A 16,481-nucleotide genomic window follows, 5' to 3' on the forward strand; every position below is an offset into this window, starting at 1 on the left:
CTGGCGCGGGGTTTGAGTTAGGTCAAGCATATGAAACTATTGCATAATTTTTGTTTTGGCTATATCCCTGTCTCAGCTTGTGGCATTTGACGGGCGACTCGCGAGTCGGAATTCTCGGGGTGGATTGCGGCTGCGTTCGGAGGCAGGGCGATCGGGTGAAGGATTGTTTTCCTCACCCTCGTCCTGAGACGCCGCCTGCGGCGGCTCCTCAGGACGAGGGTGAGGAAAAATACGCGAAAACGGGCTTCCTCGTCCTTCGAGACGCGTGCTGCGCACGCTCCTCAGGATGAGGAAGCCCTTCACCCGATCGCCCTGGCGGCAGGAGGCCATTGATGCATCGACTTGTCTATTTCAGTAACGCAAATCTTGATCTGAACCTCTCCGCCATCGAGGGAATGGTCGAGACGTCCGCAGAGCGAAATCGTCCGCGTCACATTAGCGGGGCGCTCCTCTACAACGGGCTGAATTTTTTGCAAATACTGGAGGGTCCGAGGCAAGCGCTGACGCCGCTCTATTTGCAGATACGGACGGATTCCCGTCACTCCGGCGTCGTCAAGCTCGTTCACGAACGCATTTCGATGCGCAGTTTCCCCGATTGGGGCATGAAGCTCGTGTGCGGCGCGCCGGAATACACGGCCGCCACGCGGGAAACGGCGCCGCATGACAGCGGTCTTTTTGCGATGGTTGACGGTTTTTTCAGATTTGGCCAAGCGGCGGCGTTCGCCGAGCTTAGGTGAGCGCAATTCTTGCTTAGATAGATCGCGGACATCTGGCGCGGTGTCCGCCCTTCGGAGCTAATCATGATAGGAATTGCCAAGAAAATCGGCTCGTCTGGGAGCCAGAACAAGGCGGCTGCGGGGGGCCGCGACGGCCGGCTTTTATCCGGCTATTTGGTCAATCTGCATCGTGGCGCGGCGCCGGTGAGAGAACTGATGCTCGCCGATATCGAAAGGTTCCAGTCGCTGGGCGCGACAGGATATGCCGACGATTTGCGCGTCGCGCTGAAGCGGTTCACGTCCGAATTCATCGACCGGAAGGATCGGCGCTAGGCTCCGCTTGCGCCGAAGTTCCGTCGGCGGAGAAGTTCCGTCGGCGGGAGAGGGAACTCGTCCCGTCTCGCAGCCTCGCGCTCGGCCGCGCCAATTTGCCAAACCGTCAGTCGATCAACTGCGCGCGAGTCTCGCGCTCATAGCTGGCGAGCTCGTCGCTGATCGCCACGTCATAGCGCGCATGCGATCCGAGAGCTTTCAGCTGCGACGGCAGCGCGGCGAGCTGCTCTTTCGCGTAATCGCGAATTTGCGGAAGGTCGCATGTTTGCTCCGCGACCCGGCGACCTGACAGCATGAATGGCTGCAGCAATGGGGCGCCCGGCAGAGTTTCGCCCTCTCGGGCGATGACGTCCCTGACCGCGACGCCGTCTCTAAACTCTCGAAAAACCTGTTTGCGGCCCGGCAGCGAGCGCTTGCCCGCCGACAGTTTCATGCGTCCCTTGCCGGCGTATTCGGTCAGCTTATAGGCGATGTCGAGGTTTGGCGCGTCGCTCGACACCGCCATATCCGTCCCGACGCCAAAGACATCGATGGGCGCGCCGCGCGACGTCAGAGCGTCGATCTTGATTTCATCGAGGCCGCCGCTGGCGACGATCTGCACGTCGGTCAAGCCAGCGTCATCGAGGATGCGGCGCGTCTGGCGCGACAGCATGTCGAGATCGCCGGAGTCGAGGCGCACCGCGCGGACTTTGAATCTCGTCCCGAGCGCCCTCGCGAGCGCGACGACCTTCTTGACGCCTTCGAGCGTGTCATAGGTATCGACGAGAAGCGTCGTGTCGGGGAAGACCTTGCTGAAAGACTGAAAGGCGTCCATCTCGGAGGCGCAGGCTTCGACAAAGCTGTGCGCCATCGTTCCGGCGACGGGCAACCCATAGGCTTGCCCAGCCGCGACATTGGAGGTCGACTCGACTCCGCCGATGTAGAACGCGCGCGCGCCCTTTGTCGCCGCATCCAAGCCTTGCGCTCGTCTTGCGCCAAAATCGACGACGCTGGCGCCGCGCGCCGCGGCGACGACACGCGCCGCTTTCGACGCCAGTATCGTTTGCAGTCCGATCTGATTGAGAACGAGCGTTTCGATGAGCTGCGCTTCGGCGATGGGCGCGATCACTTCCAGGATCGGTTCGTTTTCAAAGAACGGCGTGCCTTCGCGCATCGCATAGATGTCGCCGGAGAAGCGGAAATCCGCGAGCCAGTCGAGGAACGGCGGCGAAGAAATTTTGAGCGAGGCCAGATAGTCGATGTGCCGCGGCTCGAAACGCAGATGCTCGATCTCATGAAGAAGATCGTTCAAGCCGGCGGCGATCAGAAAATTGCGTTGGGGTGGCATATTGCGCACGAAAAGGCTGAATGTCGCTTTCGCGTTCATGCCCAATTCGAAATAGGCGCGCAGCATCGTGAATTCATAGAGATCCGCGAAGAGCGCGCTGCTGGACACGACCGCTCCTTTTCATGTCGCGATTGGCTATGGTGGAAGCGCTCGCGCCCGTCGGGACCATAGCCATGGCTTCCGGGCCGGGCAATGTTAGGGCGCACGCTGCGTCACGCGTCTTGTGAGAGCGCCGCTCAGCTGTCTTCGACGAAGACGCCCGCCTTCAACATCGTTTCGACAGCGTCTCTTCCGCCTTCCGGCGTGATGGCGCGCGCGCCGGAAAGCCGCACATGCGTTTCAAATCCTTCCGAGACGGCGTCCAGCGCCGTTTCGAGCACGCAGACGTCCAGCGCCAGTCCGACGATCAAGACGCGACGCACGCCAAGACGCCGCAGCCGCTCGGCGAGCCCCGTGCCGTTGAGCGCGGAAAGCTGGTCGCGCTCGAGCGATTCTCCCTTGCTGACGATGATGGCGCGCTCGGGCAGGCGCAGATCGGGATGGAACTGCGCGCCGGCGCTGTCCTGAACGCAATGCGCCGGCCATGGTCCGCCACAGTCACGAAAGCTCGCATGGCCGGTCGGATGCCAGTCTCGCGACGCGACGATGGGAACGCCGGCGGCCACGGCTTCCTCGATCAGTTCATTGACCACGGAGACGATCTTGTCGGCCCCGGAAACCTCTAAGGCGCCGCCGGCGCAGAAATCGCGCTGCACGTCCAGGACGATGAGCGCATCGCCGGACGTCAGCCGCATCGCTTCGCTGGCCATGGGTCTGCTCCGCTAGAGACGGCGCGCTCGCGCTGTCCTGATCGAATGCGTGAGCAGGGCGCGTTCCGTGGGATGATCCTAGCTGCGGGTGCGGCCCAGCGCGAGCGCCAGAGGCGGGCTCAGCGGTTTCCAAACCAGGCGATGGATGAGCCGAAAGCGCCGCAAAGAGCGAACTCGCTAGGGGCGCCGAGATTTGGCGCCGGCGGGATTTCGACCGTTGCTGCGCGTCGGGCTCCTACCGGCGCGCTCCCAATCCAACTCGGCCATCACATCCATGATCTTCTTGGGCAGCGGCTCTGTGAGGACTTTGTCGAAGTTGGATCTCAGATGCTCGCTAATCGATTCCATTGCGGCGTCGCGCCGCGCACCCATCTTGCCGGCGGCCGCGTTCCGCCAATCGCCCGGCGCTCTGTCCGGCATGACGCATCCTCCTTAAGGGAGAGAAACTGCGTCATGTTTGCATTGTTCCCCTACAAAGTGTTTTAAAATTAAAGCCTTAGCATGGCCAAAGCGTTGGATCCGATGCGGCGGCGCAGCCTGTTAAGCGGCGATCGTTGGTTCTGCCGCGCAATGTGGCAGCCCGGCTGAGGATTGCGCCGCGGCGCGAGAGAAGCAGGCGTTATCCGGCGCTAGACGTCCGACAGCTTTTTGCGGATCCGGTCTTCCGCTTCGGCGATCTCGGGCGTCATGGCGTCGCAGAAATCGGCCGATCCATAGAGCGGACACGGAATCGCGATGCGCCGATCGATCGCGCAGAAGTAGTCGCAGTGCTGGAAATCAAGGCTGCGATCGGCGATGACGAAGACAGCGTTAGGCCACCCCGAGCGGCGAAAGAGGATTGACGTCCCCGCCATCGCCGCGCAACACTCTTAACGCTCGCTGTCTCGACTGGGTGGCGAGCCTCTATCAAGCCTTCGGCCCTGTCAGCAATGGCGGGGCCGTTTTTTTGAGCGCTTCGTTGGCTTGTCGACGCCTTAGCTCGATATCAAGAGGTCCGGCGCTAACTGAACCGCGCGGCGGGGATCGATCCTACCGTGAGGCAGGGGGCGGCCGCGTCGAAAAGGCGCGGGCCGTTCCGTCTTTAAGGCGGAACCGTGAGCGGGCTTCAGGAATTATAGGTCCTGAAAGGGGAGGACCTGAATCGTGTCGCCGACCAACAAGAACCCCAAGCAATCTATGCTCGATAATGCGATGGTCACGACCATCGCTGACTGTTTGCGAGCCATGTTATCAGGCGTAGCCGCTGAGCCTCTGCCTGCTGCAATGGACAAGCTTTTGCAACGAATTGAGCAGCGCGTTCGATCGCAGGAAATCGGAGCTTGACGAAGGGTGAAGCCGTCCAAATTTATTGTTAGACGACCTTCCTACGTCACTCTTCTTCCGGCCTCGCTGGCGGCCTTGCTTTTGACCGAGAGCAGGGCCGCCTTTCGCTTGGAGGCGTCGGCAATCAACCCAAGGCTTAAACGTTTCAACGCTGCTGCTCTCGGGGACTTGACGACCTTGGCGGCCTACGTCGGTTACGTTCGCCGTTTGCCGTTGACGGCTCTAAAGTCTAGCGACGCGTAAAAGCGCGACGGGTGGCTCGCTTGATGCGTTACGGCGCTGCGATCTTCTCAATCAAGCTCGCGTCGTCATCGCCGATCTCGAACTTATTTGCGCGCGGCGACACAACCCATTCCGAGCGCATTCTCGCCACCCACCATCTGCGCCCTTCAAATTAAGCCCGAGCGCCATAGTTCTCCATCAGAAGAATAGGGAGGACGCTATGCGCAAAACTTTAAAGCTTGGCGCAACTCTAGCAGCTGCAATGTTGTGGGTGTCGTTCGCGCACGCCGGCACATTTCACCACGGCCGGTATTTGCCAGACTATGGAGGGCACGGCCGCCATCAGCACAGGGATTGGAGCGATCGCTATGGTTACGGCGGAGGCGGACACGTTCACGGTCCTTGTTGGGTGTGGGATCAAGGCCATTGGGTATGGAATTGCCGGTGAGGCCTAGCCGCTCGCACGAAGAGACGCCCGCCAGATATGGCGGGCGCTGCGCGTGCCGCGTTCATGCTGCCGTCGCGTTACATGTCAGATAGTCAACGATTTTTCTTTCAGCGTCTCTTTTTGGACCGGCAAGGGAGCAAAGGTGCGAGGGTGGCCGCTCACTCAACGCTTACCGTTCCAATAAGCGCCCACTTCTTTCGCTATAACTATTTGATTTTAATGGCAGGAGTGGCCGGGATCGAACCGACAACCCCCGGTTTTGGAGACCGGTGCTCTACCAGTTGAGCTACACTCCTGCGGGCGCCCAAAAGGCGCGCGCCTTCATTGCCGCAACGACGCTCCGGACGCAAGGGGTGCGGCGGGCTTCCTCATCAGGAATTGCCGCCGGAAAGCACCGTGACGGCGCGACGGTTCTGCGACCAGCAGGAGATGTCGTCGCAGACGGCGACAGGACGCTCCTTGCCGTAGCTCACCGTGCGGATGCGCGACCCCGGGACCCCGCGCGCGATGAGGTAATTCTTGGCCACTTCGGCGCGTCGCGCGCCGAGTGCGAAATTATATTCGCGGGTGCCGCGTTCGTCGGCGTGGCCTTCCATCGTGAAGCTGTAGCGCGAGTACCGGTTGAGCCATTCGGCCTGCTTATCGAGCGTGGCCTGCGCGGTGGACGTCAGATCGGTGGAGTCGGTCTCGAAGAAGATGCGATCTCCGACATTGACCACAAAATCCTGATGGCTTCCGGGACGGGCGACGCCGCCGCGTCCATAGCCTCCGCCCGCCAGATCATTCGCGGCTTCATCCGCGGTGTTCTTGGCGCAGGCCGAGAGCGCCAGGATCGCCATGAACGCCGTCAGCGCGACGACGAATTTGGCGCCGAAGGCGCGTTGCGAAAGCAGCATGAAGAACTCCTGTTACGACGACCGACTGGGCGATAGTCCTAGGCTTCCAGGGTTAAGCGAAGGTTCCGTCAACCTTGATCGCAGGTATCTTGGGCCTGTTGCATTTGAGCAAATTCGTCCGCTTCGTTAATAGAAGGTTAACTGGTTAACAGAAGCTTAACGACCTGTTTCGGCGCGAATTTGGCGGCATTCGGAGCGGCGCGCGTCCGCGCGCATCCAGCGTATAGCACGTCTACATTGCGTAGATTGACGCGCCGGGCGGTTCGGCGCTTTCGCGTCCGAGAAAAGAACGTGCGTCCGCTGTCAAGCGATGTGCGCGCGGTTGCTTTGCAGAGAGTCTCGCTCTTAATATTGATCAATGACGCGCGAAGCGGCGGCGCGCGCGGTCAGGAGCGTGACATGAATGAAGGCATCGCGCCTTTTTTATCGCCGTTGACGCTGCTTCTCGGCGGCGGACTCTTGGCGGTCGGACTGCTGTCGCTACTCGATCTGCACTTCTTCAAGACCAAGTGGCAGGGCAAGCTGGCGCTGGCGGTCGGCTTGGTCTTCATTTTCGCCACCGAGGCGATGTTCGTCACGAGCGGCGCCAGCGGCCGCTATTTCGAAGGCCAGAAGATGGACGTCACCGACTGCGAATACCAGGCGGAGCGGGATTTTCCGGCGGAGCGGCGATCCAACCCGAAGCTCATTCACGACAAGATCGTCGCTTGTATGGACACGCTCGGCTACGACTGGAGCAAGGAGCACTATCATTGCGTCGAGGCGCCGATCTCCACCAATGTCTTCTGCTATCTCCCGCGGGCGGCCATGCAGCGCAGCATCGTCGCGTGGCAGATGCGATTCGAATAGCTCAGAACAGCGATCCCTGATCGTCGCTGTCGGCTCTTTTCAGGCGGCGCCGCGGGCGCGGGCGCGCCGGCGGATCTGGAATCGCAATGCCTGCGCGCGCCTGGATTCTGCCGTCGGCGATCTCGATATCGAGACCCGTTCCAGGAGGAGCCTGCGCGACGCTACGCACCAGGGCGCCGCTGTCATCGTGCACCAGCGCAAAGCCGCGCGCCAAAGCCGAGCGATGGCTGAGCGATTCCTGCAGCCGGGCCAGTCTGTCGATCCTATCCTGATGGCCGCCGATCAAGCCGGCGACGGCGCGGTCGAGACGCTGCGCCGCGCCGGCGAGGCGCAGCCTGGCGGCGGCGTTCTCCTGACGCGCGAGAACGCGCCGGGCGCGATAACCCTGCCGCAGCCGCGCGCCAAGACCGCGCAGCTGCTCACGCACGCGCGCCAGCTCCGCTTGCGGCGAGTGGCGGGCGAGCAGCGTTGCGGCGCGCGACAGCCGAAGACGCCGTCCGTCTCGGGCGGCGCGGGCGCCGCCGCGCAGCCGCTCCGCCGCCCGGTCAAAACGCTGGCGCGGATTGGCGAGCAGGCCGTCGCCAGCCGGCAGCAGGCGCGCGTAGGTTGAAAGCTGGACGCGACGCTGCTCCATGGCGCGGCGGCGCGCGCCCTCCAGCCGGCTTGTGCGGATGGCGAGATGTTCGAACAGCTCGACGCGCACCGGAACGGCTTTCTCCGCCGCGCCCGTCGGCGTCGGCGCGCGAAGGTCGGCGACGAAATCGATGAGCGTCGTATCGGTCTCATGGCCGATCGCCGAAATGAGCGGAATGGCGCTCTCCGCCGCCGCGCGAACGACGACCTCCTCATTGAAGCCCCACAAATCCTCGAGCGAGCCGCCGCCGCGCGCGACGATCAGCACGTCGGGGCGGGGAATCGCGCCCCCGGCAGGCAGCGCGTTGAAGCCGCGAATGCCCGCGGCGACCTCCTCAGCGCAACTCTCGCCCTGCACGCGCACGGGCCAGACCAGCACGCGGCGCGGGAAGCGGTCGCTGAGACGATGCAGGATGTCGCGGATGACGGCGCCGGTCGGCGAGGTCACGACGCCGACGACGCGCGGCAAAAAGGGCAGGGGGCGCTTGCGCGCTTCATCGAAGAGGCCCTCGGCCGCGAGCGCCTTGCGGCGCGCGTCGAGCAGCGCCATCAGCGCGCCGACGCCGGCCGGCTCCAGCGACTCGATGATGATCTGATAGGAGGACTTGCCGGCGAAGGTTGTGACGCGGCCGGTCGCGACGACTTCCAGTCCCTCCTGCGGCCGCGTGCGCAGGCGCAGAAAAGTCGATCGCCAGATCACCGCGTCGAGACGCGCATTCTGATCCTTGAGACAGAAATAGGCGTGTCCGGAGGCGTGCGGGCCGCGATAGTTGGAGATCTCGCCGCGCACGCGCACGCGTCCGAAGCGATCCTCGATCGTCTGCTTCAGCGCGTTCGCGAGTTCAGAGACGCTGATCTCAGGCGTATTGGTCTGAGGCGTGTCTCCGCCGATTTCGGTGAGGTCGGACATGGATGAGATATGCTCACGCTTTGCTTCTTGCTTCATCCTCACGCAAACATTGAACTGTCCGCGCGGTGGTGTAGGAGCACGATACGCGAGGCGCGAATGGTCCCCAACAACCATCATGTAAATGCCAAAAGCCAGCAAGAAAACAGCGCCCCCATTTATGCCGCTCAGAGCTCGCCATGAGCGCGGATTGCGGGACAACGCTCAAGAAGGGGCGTGGCTCCCTCCTGGAAGTGCTTGGGGTCTTTCTGCGCCTCGGCGTCACGAGTTTCGGCGGGCCGGTCGCCCATCTTGGCTATTTCCACGCTGAGTTCGTCGGGCGCCGCAAATGGCTCGATGAGGCCGCCTACTCGGATATCGTCGCGCTCTGCCAGTTCCTTCCCGGCCCCGCGAGCAGTCAGGTCGGCATCATCATCGGCATGTTGCGGGCCGGCGTTGCCGGCGGATTGGCGGCATGGATCGGGTTCACCATGCCATCAGCGCTTGCGATGATCGGCTTCGCCTATGGAGTCGGTCGCCTCGGCGATCTCTCGCAGGTCGCCTGGCTGCACGGCCTCAAAGTCGTCGCTGTCGCGGTCGTCGCGCAAGCGGTGTGGGGGATGGCGCGAAACCTTTGTCCGGATCGGGACCGGGCGACCATCGCCGTGGCGGCGACGCTGCTGACTTTGGCGGTCCCCACCGCCAGCGGTCAGATTGGCGCGATTGCGGCGGGGGGCGTCATTGGCTGGCTGTTCCTCTCGGGGGAAAACAACGGAGCCACGGCGCCTCTGTCGATCCCCATCACCCGGCGCACGGCCATCGCCTCGCTCGCGCTGTTTGCCGGTTTGCTGGTCGGGTTGCCAATTCTGGCGAACGCAAACCCCAATCCCACGATCGAGCTTATCAGCGGCTTTTATCGCTCGGGGTCGCTCGTATTCGGCGGCGGGCACGTCGTGCTGCCGCTGCTGCAGCAAGCCTTCGTATCTCCAGGCTGGATCGACCGTGATGCATTCCTTGCCGGCTATGGCGCTGCGCAAGCGGTTCCAGGCCCACTATTTACTTTCGCGGCCTATCTCGGCGCAGCGATGAATTCTGAGCCAAACGGCTGGGCGGGCGGGCTGATCTGTCTCACCGCGATTTTCTTGCCGTCTTTCCTTCTGGTCGTCGGCGCACTGCCTTTTTGGGACGCTTTGCGTCATCGTACGGCGGCGCAGTCGGCGCTCAAGGGGATCAACGCGACGGTCGTCGGCATTCTGCTCGGGGCGCTCTATACCCCTGTTTGGACGAGCGCGATCCTTGGCCCAGCGGATTTCGGGCTGGGCCTCCTGGCTTTCCTCTTGCTCGTCCTATGGCGGACGCCGCCGTGGCTAGTCGTCATCCTCGGCGCATTCGGCGCAACGCTCATCGCCATGGTCGCTTAAGGGGGCTGACGACGCTCGCAGGACGTCCGCTTCTTGCGCATTGCTAAAATGAAAATGTTTTGGCTCGCGTATTTTGAACGCTCGAGTATCCGTCATGCGCAAGCTCGTCGTCCTCGCCAACGCCCTCTTGCGAAACAACCGTCCCTGGGCCCAAAACGCCCCTTGCGCATAGTGGATATTCTAGCCTGCGAAATAGGCGCGATAGATCCATGCCGCCAAGACCGCCAAGAATGCGAAAAAGGCGGCTGCGCCAAAAAACTCGGCGATGAACGCGGCGACGCGAGTCGTTTTTCCGGAGAGGGATTTGTCGTTTTCGCGTGCGATCGCTCTCTCGCGCGCTGCGGCGACCTTCACGCCAAGCGCCCGCGCCGCGCCGCCGCTCGCATAATCGACCGCGAGCGCCTTTTCGCGCTCGATCAGGCGATGCGCGATGTAGCTGGTGATTGCTTCGACGAGGTCGTCGATGCTGTCGCTTTCGCGAAGCGTCACCCGGCCGTGGCGCGTGTCCTGGAGAAAGCGATAGGTCCGCCTGTCGCGATCCATCTCGACGAAGCCGATCTGGTCGATGAACAGGCGCGGTCGCTCCGCCGGCGCAACGCCAACGTCGAAAATGTCGCAATCGCGCGGCACCTGCGCCAAAACCGGCGACAGAGCCTCGCCGAGCATCTCCAGCCGGGCGATTTCCGCGGCGCGCAAATCGGAAATGGCGGCGGAGCGCTCCGCGTTCTCGAGGCGCGCGCGCCGCAGCGCGCCGGATAGACTGGCCATACGCTCGTCAAGCGAACCCGCCGGTCCCTTGCGGGCGACTCGCTCGCGCTCCACAAGAAGCGATAGACGCTCCGCGGGCGTTGTGGACGCGTGTGGGTGGTCGGCGTCGCGAGTGTCGGCTGGCGGCGCGGGCAGGGGCTCTTCCATGTCGTCCACTCGCTGTGGCCCTCGCTGCGCGGCCGGGGCATTAAAGCATTGTGGACTATAGCGGCTCTCGGCGGCGCTGCGAAGCGCAAGCGCGACGAAGGGAGGCGGGAGTCGACTTTTTCTCCCGGCTCCGGCAAGGGATTCCATACGATCGCCGCTGATTCCGGCCATTAACGTTAAAAAACGCCGGATTCAACAAAAGGCGCGGAGGGAATCCATGGCCGTCAATCGCGGCGAATCGGACGTCAACAGCGCATTGTTCGAGCGCATTTTGATCGGCATGGGCTTTGCGGTCTTCGCTGCGCTGGAGGCGGCTGGCGGCGGCGAGCATGCGATCGTGGCCGGTTTTTTCGCCGGGGCGACGATTTTCGTGCTCCGCCGCTCCTCGGAAAGCGCGCGCCAGGCGGCCGATTTCGCCGTGGATTTCCTCGCTGTCGCGACTTTTACGCTGCTGTGCGACCGCGCAGGCCTGTTGTGGCGATCGCCGGAAACCTTCGCCGAACTGTTCCGGCTCTCGCCAGTCGGCGCGGCGACCGCCACCATTCTCTATCTCGCCGGGGTCGTCACGCTGAGAGCGCGTTCGCGCATGGCGGTACGTGCGGCGCTTTTCGTTTTGCCATTGCAGTTCAGCCTGTTAATCGCCCTCGGCTCGCCGCCCGTCGCCCAGATCGGCGGCGCGCTGCTCCTTGGCCTCGACGTTCCGGAGGCCTTCAGAAAAATCGTCGGGCATACGCTGATCCTGTTTCTGCTCAACGAATCGATCGTCGTCGGCATCCCCCTCGCGCTCGGTCGTTTTCTGCCCCGACAATGGCGTCCGCATAGCATTCTGCTCGCCTCGGCCTTCGTCGCTTCGCTGACGCCCTATATCGCGACCTCGGTCTCGTATTTCGTCGCGCCTTATTTGCCCTATCCGGTGACGGCGCTGGTCGCGACGGTGGCGGCGGCGCTCGCGCAAGCAGGATTATGGGGCCAAACCTATCTCGTGACCCAGGCGATGGCTGGCCTTTTGCGGGCGACGCCGTCGCTGCAGGTCGTGGTGTTCCACGATTGGCGGACCGGCGCCGAAAAGGGCGCCGTCTATGGCTTTGTGTTCATGGCGCTGCTGCTCGCGGCTGGACTGGTCGTGTCTTTTGCGCCGGCCGTCGCCGTCATTTCGGCCTCCGGCCCGATCGGCGGCGCGCTGATCGGCGCAGCGCTTTTTCCGCTCGCGCGCGCGATCGTGGAGAGCACCGATTCGACTCCGCCCTTCTTTGCGCGCGTCGAAGAACTTTATCTGCATCCCTCCAACTATTTTCGCGGCGCGGTCGCCGGCGCGGCCATCGGATTGGCCCTGATGATCGGGCTTCCCGAGGCGAGTGGGAGCGGGCGGTTTCTCTTCGGCGCGGTCGCGGGAGCGCTCGCCTATGCCGGCGTCGATGCGGCGTTTGATTTCGCGGCGCTGACGCAAGGGCGCCGGCAGCATCTGCGCAGTTGGCGCGTCTATTCGCTGGGCGCGCTTCTCGGCGCGCTCGTCGCCGGCGCCGTCGCCTGGTATCTCGACGTGGGTCAGGTCGAGAACATCACGGCGAAATTCTTCGCCTATACGTCGCTCGATTATGGCGCGGACGGACGCCCGATCACCGAATATGTCATTCGTCCGCTCTTCTCGAAGTGGGGCGCGACGGATCTCGGCAGGGTCGACGGCGGCGTGAGGCTGCTGTTCGATGAGTCGCTCTCGGGCGTCATCCAATGGGTGTTCGCCGCGCCGCTCTTTTCGATCAATCTTTTCTTCCTTACAGCGCTCGTTCAGCGCAGCCTGCAGCCGCTTCGCCAACTCGCGAGCTGGCAAGGCCTCGACATGCTCATTGAAAACGCCGTGCGCGTTTTGCGCTGGGGCCTGTGGATGGCGCCGGTGATCTATTCCTTCCTGAAAGCTTCGCCCGACCCCGCCTGGTACAATCAGGACGGACTCATCCGCACCGGCGTCGCGAGCTGGATGAGCTACATCCTGCCGGACTCGGATTTTCGCGCCTGGAGCCTCGATATCTTCACCGCGCTTCTCGCCTATGACGCGCTGCGGGTGCTGATCTGGTTCGACCACATGGGCCTGCGCGTCGCGACGCTCGTCAATCTGTCCTTCGTCGGCGGCGACGTCGCCGATGAGAAAGCCGCGCGCTTCCTTGGAAAGGCGCAAACGAGCCGCGCGATCCCAGAAGGCATCCGCCGCTTTGGCACATGGGCGCCGCTGCTGTTGCCCTTCTATATCCCGCGCGGCGTCGAATGGGACAAGGCGTGGAGCGCCGCCGAGCAGATGTCGCAGACGCGGCCGCCGTCCTACGCCTATCTGGTCAGCGGATATCTCATCTATGCCGGCATTGTCGCCTTCGGCCTTGTCCTCTTCCTTCTGGGACGGCTTGCGCGCGCGCAGAAAGTGACGATTGAAGGCATTACCGGCGCTGGGGGCGTGCCGGGCTCGCGGCCGCTGAAACTGACCAACGGGTTGATGATCAGCGAGTGGTTTCAGGACGGGCAGGGCGCCATGCGCATCGAAGGCGTGGCGCGCGGCGGCCCTCCGATCGACTTGACGCGGCGCCCCGACGATCACGCCCACCCGCGCGGACGCTTCCTTTTTCTGCGTGAAGACGGCGGCGAGCTATGGTCGATCGGCGAGGAGCCGACGCGCTGCAGAGCCACTCAGGCGTCGCTCACCGACGCCGGCGAGAACTACCTGTTCTTCATGGCGGAGCGCAACGGATTCGCGATCGAAGCGCGAGTCTCGCTCGCCGCCGACGAAGCGGTCGAGATCACCCGACTGAAGATCGTCAATCTCGAACAGCGCCATCGTAAATTGATGCTCGCGTCGCTGCGTGAATGGGTGCTCAACGAAACCGGCGTCGAGCTTCGCGACGCCGCGTACAACGCGATTCACATCGGCACCTGGTACGTCCGATCGCTGAACGCGATTTTCGCCCAGAACCGTTTGCTGAAGGGCGGGGCGCGGCGCCAGTCCGATCGCCGGCTGTCACCGGAAATCGGCTTTCACGCCATCGGCGCCGGCGCTGCCGCGAAGATCTCCGTCGTCGGCTATGAGGATGTGAAGTCGCGCTTCTACGGAATGGGATCGACCTATGCGCCGGACAGCCTGCTTGGACTGGCGGCGCCCCGTGATCCGAAAGACGAAGGTCTGCTCTATGGGTTCGAGCCCTGCGCCAGTCTGCGCGTCGAGGTCGAACTCGCGGCCGCCGGCGCGACGGAACTGATCATCGTCGACGGCTGGGCGCGCGACATGGGACGCGCGACGGATTCCATTGCACGGCATCTGGGGATCGCTCCCGTTGCGCCGGAGACGCTGAACAGGGCGTTGTCGCGCCGCCGCGGGCTCATCTTGCCGCCCCCGCCCAAGAAGCCGCGCTACGCCTTTTCTCAAGACGGCCGGAGCGTCGCGCTTGCGCCCGGAACGCCGCGTCCTTTCGGTCACGTCATCGCCAATGCCTTCGGGCAGGGCGCGGTGCTCACGAATGACGGCGAAATTTTTTCCTTTCACGGCAATTCGCGACTGAACAGCTTCACCCCGTTTCGCATGGGCGAGGGGCGCATGGCGCCGGCCGGGCAAAGGATCTACGTCTATGATCTCGCCCGAACCGACGCGCACAGTCCGACCTTCGTTCCGCTGCGCCGTCGCGACGCGGAATATCAGGTGACGTTTTCGCCGGGCGTCGCCGTCTATCGTTCCGAGCGCGATCATCTTCAGCTCGAGATGACGGTATTCGTCAGCCCCACGCAGCCGATCGAATTCAAGATTCTAAAGATCCGCAACAAGACCGACCATGAGCGTCTGCTGCAGATCACGCCGTCAATGGAAATCGTACTGGCGGAAACGCCGAACGAAAGTCTCGGCGTGCTGGAATCGATCATCGACGAAAATGTGCATTCGATCTACTTCCGCAACCCGCGCAATAATTTCGTGCAGGGCTGGGCCTTTGTGACGACATCGATACCGGCGGAATTCGCCGAGACGTCGCGTCGCCGCTTCTTGGGGCATGAGAGCCGCGACCCCTACCTGCCTTACATGGTCGAGCACGGCCATCCGGACGCGGGCGCGCCCGCGCATGAACGGAAAGTCGCCGCGTTCAGCGGCGCGATCGACGTGCCGGCGGGAGAAGAGGCGGTCGTCGTCGTGGCGCTCGGACAGACGACGACGATCGAAGAAGCCAAGCGGCTGGCCGATTATGCGCGCGATCCCCAGCACGCCTATGCCGAGCTCGCGGCGAATGCGCGCGCATGGGACGATCAATTGTCCGTATTGCGCATCAAGACCAATCGTCCCGAGTTCGACCGCCTCGTCAACGACTGGCTGCCCTACCAATTGCTCGCCGCGCGCCTGTGGGGACGCACGGGTCCTTCACAGCGCTCCGGCGCCACCGGCTATCGCGACCAGCTGCAGGACGTCATACCCCTCATCCATCTCGCGCCCGAGCGCGCCCGGGCTCAAATTCTGCTGCACGCCGCGCATCAATATATCGAGGGCGACGCCTGCAAATGGTGGCATCGCGCGCCCAACGGCGGCACGGGCCTCGCGGACCGCACGCATTCGTCGGATCCGCACTTGTGGTTGCCGTATGTGACGGTTCGCTATGTCCGCGGGAGTGGAGACTACGCCATCCTCGACGAAGTCGAGACCTTCCTCGAGGCAAGTCCTGTCCCGAAAGATCAGGAGGGCGAAGCCACCGTGCCGCTGACGTCGCGCGACAAGGATACGCTGCTCGGCCACTGCGCGCGCGGCATCGACTGGACGCTCGACCGTTTCGGCGCGCATGGCCTGCCGCTGATGGGATCGGGCGACTGGGACGACGGCATGAATCTCGTCGGCGAGGAAGGCCGCGGCGAGAGCGTTTGGCTTGGCTTCTTCCTGCACGGGATCCTGCTCGACATCGCGCCGTTGTTCGAGGCGAAGGGCGACGCCGACCGCGCCGAGCGCTATCGCGAACGCGCCGCGAAGCTTCGGACCGCGCTCGAGAATTGTTGGCGCGGCGACCGCTACATCCGCGCCTACGCCGATGATGGCGAGGAAGTCGCGCCGATGAGCGCGATGACGTCCTCATGGCCGACTCTGGCGCGCGCCGTCGACGCCGCGCGTGGGCGCGAGGCGATCGAGAACGCCTTGGCCGTTCTCGGTCTTGGCGATCGCGTATTGCTCGTCCATCCGCCATTCGACGAACACTCGCAGCCTTATCCCGGGCGCAGCGCCGAATATCCGCCGGGCGTGCGGGAGAACGGCGGCCAGTATTCGCATGGCGTTTCCTGGTTCGTCGACGCGCTGGCCAAGCTCGCCGCGCAGGCGCAACAGGACGGCGACTCGCGCGCCGCCGACGAACTGTTTCGCAGGGCCTTCGAGACATGGATTGCGATCTCGCCGATCTCCAAGCTCGCGACGCCCGCCGCCGCCGACATCTACGGGCTGCCGCCGCATCAGCAGCCGGCCGACGTCTATAATGGCGAGGGCTACGAAGGGCGAGGCGGGTGGAGCTGGTACACCGGCGCGGCGGCCCGCATGTTGTCGGCCGCATATGCGCTGCTTGGCCTGGAATTCGAAAACGGCGAGTTGCAGCCGCGCCCGGACGCCTTCCATCCCAAGGGCGACCTGCGGCTGGAGCGCGTCGTCTACCTTGGAAAGACGTTCGAAGCGGAGAAGCGTCGCCGCGTTTGGTAGCGGCCTGGAGGCTG

General features: G+C 63.6%; 12 protein-coding genes and 1 tRNA gene. 5 read left to right on the top strand and 8 right to left on the bottom strand.

The window, feature by feature from the left end; all coding sequences use genetic code 11:
* The first annotated feature begins 332 nt into the window (after positions 1-332).
* Positions 333-737: a BLUF domain-containing protein gene (locus ACR65W_RS04305; protein ID WP_434498072.1), complete on the top strand. Its 405-nt coding sequence runs from the start codon at positions 333-335 to the stop codon at positions 735-737.
* A 63-nt stretch (positions 738-800) separates the two neighbouring features.
* The gene (locus ACR65W_RS04310) at positions 801-1,049 is read left to right on the top strand and encodes a hypothetical protein (protein ID WP_434498071.1); all 249 of its coding nucleotides are present in this window, start codon (positions 801-803) and stop codon (positions 1,047-1,049) included.
* A gap of 106 nt (positions 1,050-1,155) precedes the next feature.
* On the opposite strand, the gene ACR65W_RS04315 is transcribed toward ACR65W_RS04310, so the two are convergent.
* The 6 genes from ACR65W_RS04315 to pal form a co-directional block, all read right to left on the bottom strand.
* A complete protein-coding gene (locus tag ACR65W_RS04315) occupies positions 1,156-2,484 on the bottom strand; it encodes a nicotinate phosphoribosyltransferase (RefSeq protein ID WP_434498070.1) in 1,329 nt (442 codons plus the stop codon).
* A gap of 128 nt (positions 2,485-2,612) precedes the next feature.
* Positions 2,613-3,185, bottom strand: a complete 573-nt coding sequence (locus ACR65W_RS04320) for an isochorismatase family protein (protein ID WP_434498069.1) — start codon at positions 3,183-3,185, stop codon at positions 2,613-2,615.
* A gap of 177 nt (positions 3,186-3,362) precedes the next feature.
* Complete coding sequence (locus ACR65W_RS04325) at positions 3,363-3,605, bottom strand: hypothetical protein (protein WP_434498068.1); 243 nt, start codon at positions 3,603-3,605, stop codon at positions 3,363-3,365.
* 209 nt (positions 3,606-3,814) lie between these two features.
* Complete coding sequence (locus ACR65W_RS04330) at positions 3,815-4,039, bottom strand: hypothetical protein (RefSeq protein WP_434498067.1); 225 nt, start codon at positions 4,037-4,039, stop codon at positions 3,815-3,817.
* A 1,359-nt stretch (positions 4,040-5,398) separates the two neighbouring features.
* A tRNA-Trp gene (locus tag ACR65W_RS04335) sits at positions 5,399-5,474 on the bottom strand.
* Between the two features lie 75 nt (positions 5,475-5,549).
* Positions 5,550-6,074 carry a peptidoglycan-associated lipoprotein Pal gene (gene pal, locus ACR65W_RS04340; RefSeq protein ID WP_434498066.1) on the bottom strand — a complete coding sequence of 175 codons (525 nt, stop codon included), beginning with the start codon at positions 6,072-6,074 and terminating at the stop codon, positions 5,550-5,552.
* Between the two features lie 399 nt (positions 6,075-6,473).
* Between pal and ACR65W_RS04345 the strand changes: the two genes are divergently transcribed.
* Positions 6,474-6,923 (top strand): hypothetical protein, encoded by a 450-nt coding sequence (locus tag ACR65W_RS04345; protein ID WP_434496690.1) that lies wholly within the window; start codon positions 6,474-6,476, stop codon positions 6,921-6,923.
* 1 nt (position 6,924) lies between these two features.
* Here the strand turns inward: ACR65W_RS04345 and xseA are convergent, their stop codons facing one another.
* Positions 6,925-8,466, bottom strand: coding sequence for an exodeoxyribonuclease VII large subunit (gene xseA, locus ACR65W_RS04350; protein ID WP_434498065.1), 1,542 nt, complete (start codon positions 8,464-8,466; stop codon positions 6,925-6,927).
* 176 nt (positions 8,467-8,642) lie between these two features.
* Here xseA and chrA point away from each other — a divergent pair, with 176 nt between their 5' ends.
* Positions 8,643-9,863, top strand: a complete 1,221-nt coding sequence (gene chrA, locus ACR65W_RS04355) for a chromate efflux transporter (RefSeq protein WP_434498064.1) — start codon at positions 8,643-8,645, stop codon at positions 9,861-9,863.
* A gap of 180 nt (positions 9,864-10,043) precedes the next feature.
* On the opposite strand, the gene ACR65W_RS04360 is transcribed toward chrA, so the two are convergent.
* Positions 10,044-10,778, bottom strand: coding sequence for a hypothetical protein (locus tag ACR65W_RS04360; RefSeq protein WP_434498063.1), 735 nt, complete (start codon positions 10,776-10,778; stop codon positions 10,044-10,046).
* A 217-nt stretch (positions 10,779-10,995) separates the two neighbouring features.
* Between ACR65W_RS04360 and ACR65W_RS04365 the strand changes: the two genes are divergently transcribed.
* Positions 10,996-16,467: a GH36-type glycosyl hydrolase domain-containing protein gene (locus ACR65W_RS04365; RefSeq protein WP_434498062.1), complete on the top strand. Its 5,472-nt coding sequence runs from the start codon at positions 10,996-10,998 to the stop codon at positions 16,465-16,467.
* Positions 16,468-16,481 lie beyond the last annotated feature (14 nt).

The organism is Methylocystis sp. (assembly GCF_051062815.1).
Classification (GTDB): domain Bacteria; phylum Pseudomonadota; class Alphaproteobacteria; order Rhizobiales; family Beijerinckiaceae; genus Methylocystis.

What these genes read in the sequence shown, in the direction of transcription:
- ACR65W_RS04310 (WP_434498071.1), top strand. Translation starts at nt 801, where the DNA reads ATGATAGGAATTGCCAAGAAAATCGGCTCGTCTGGGAGCCAGAACAAG.
- ACR65W_RS04305 (WP_434498072.1), top strand. Translation starts at nt 333, where the DNA reads ATGCATCGACTTGTCTATTTCAGTAACGCAAATCTTGATCTGAACCTC.
- pal (WP_434498066.1), bottom strand. Translation starts at nt 6,074, where the DNA reads ATGCTGCTTTCGCAACGCGCCTTCGGCGCCAAATTCGTCGTCGCGCTG.
- ACR65W_RS04360 (WP_434498063.1), bottom strand. Translation starts at nt 10,778, where the DNA reads ATGGAAGAGCCCCTGCCCGCGCCGCCAGCCGACACTCGCGACGCCGAC.
- chrA (WP_434498064.1), top strand. Translation starts at nt 8,643, where the DNA reads ATGAGCGCGGATTGCGGGACAACGCTCAAGAAGGGGCGTGGCTCCCTC.
- ACR65W_RS04365 (WP_434498062.1), top strand. Translation starts at nt 10,996, where the DNA reads ATGGCCGTCAATCGCGGCGAATCGGACGTCAACAGCGCATTGTTCGAG.
- xseA (WP_434498065.1), bottom strand. Translation starts at nt 8,466, where the DNA reads ATGTCCGACCTCACCGAAATCGGCGGAGACACGCCTCAGACCAATACG.
- ACR65W_RS04325 (WP_434498068.1), bottom strand. Translation starts at nt 3,605, where the DNA reads ATGCCGGACAGAGCGCCGGGCGATTGGCGGAACGCGGCCGCCGGCAAG.
- ACR65W_RS04330 (WP_434498067.1), bottom strand. Translation starts at nt 4,039, where the DNA reads ATGGCGGGGACGTCAATCCTCTTTCGCCGCTCGGGGTGGCCTAACGCT.
- ACR65W_RS04320 (WP_434498069.1), bottom strand. Translation starts at nt 3,185, where the DNA reads ATGGCCAGCGAAGCGATGCGGCTGACGTCCGGCGATGCGCTCATCGTC.
- ACR65W_RS04345 (WP_434496690.1), top strand. Translation starts at nt 6,474, where the DNA reads ATGAATGAAGGCATCGCGCCTTTTTTATCGCCGTTGACGCTGCTTCTC.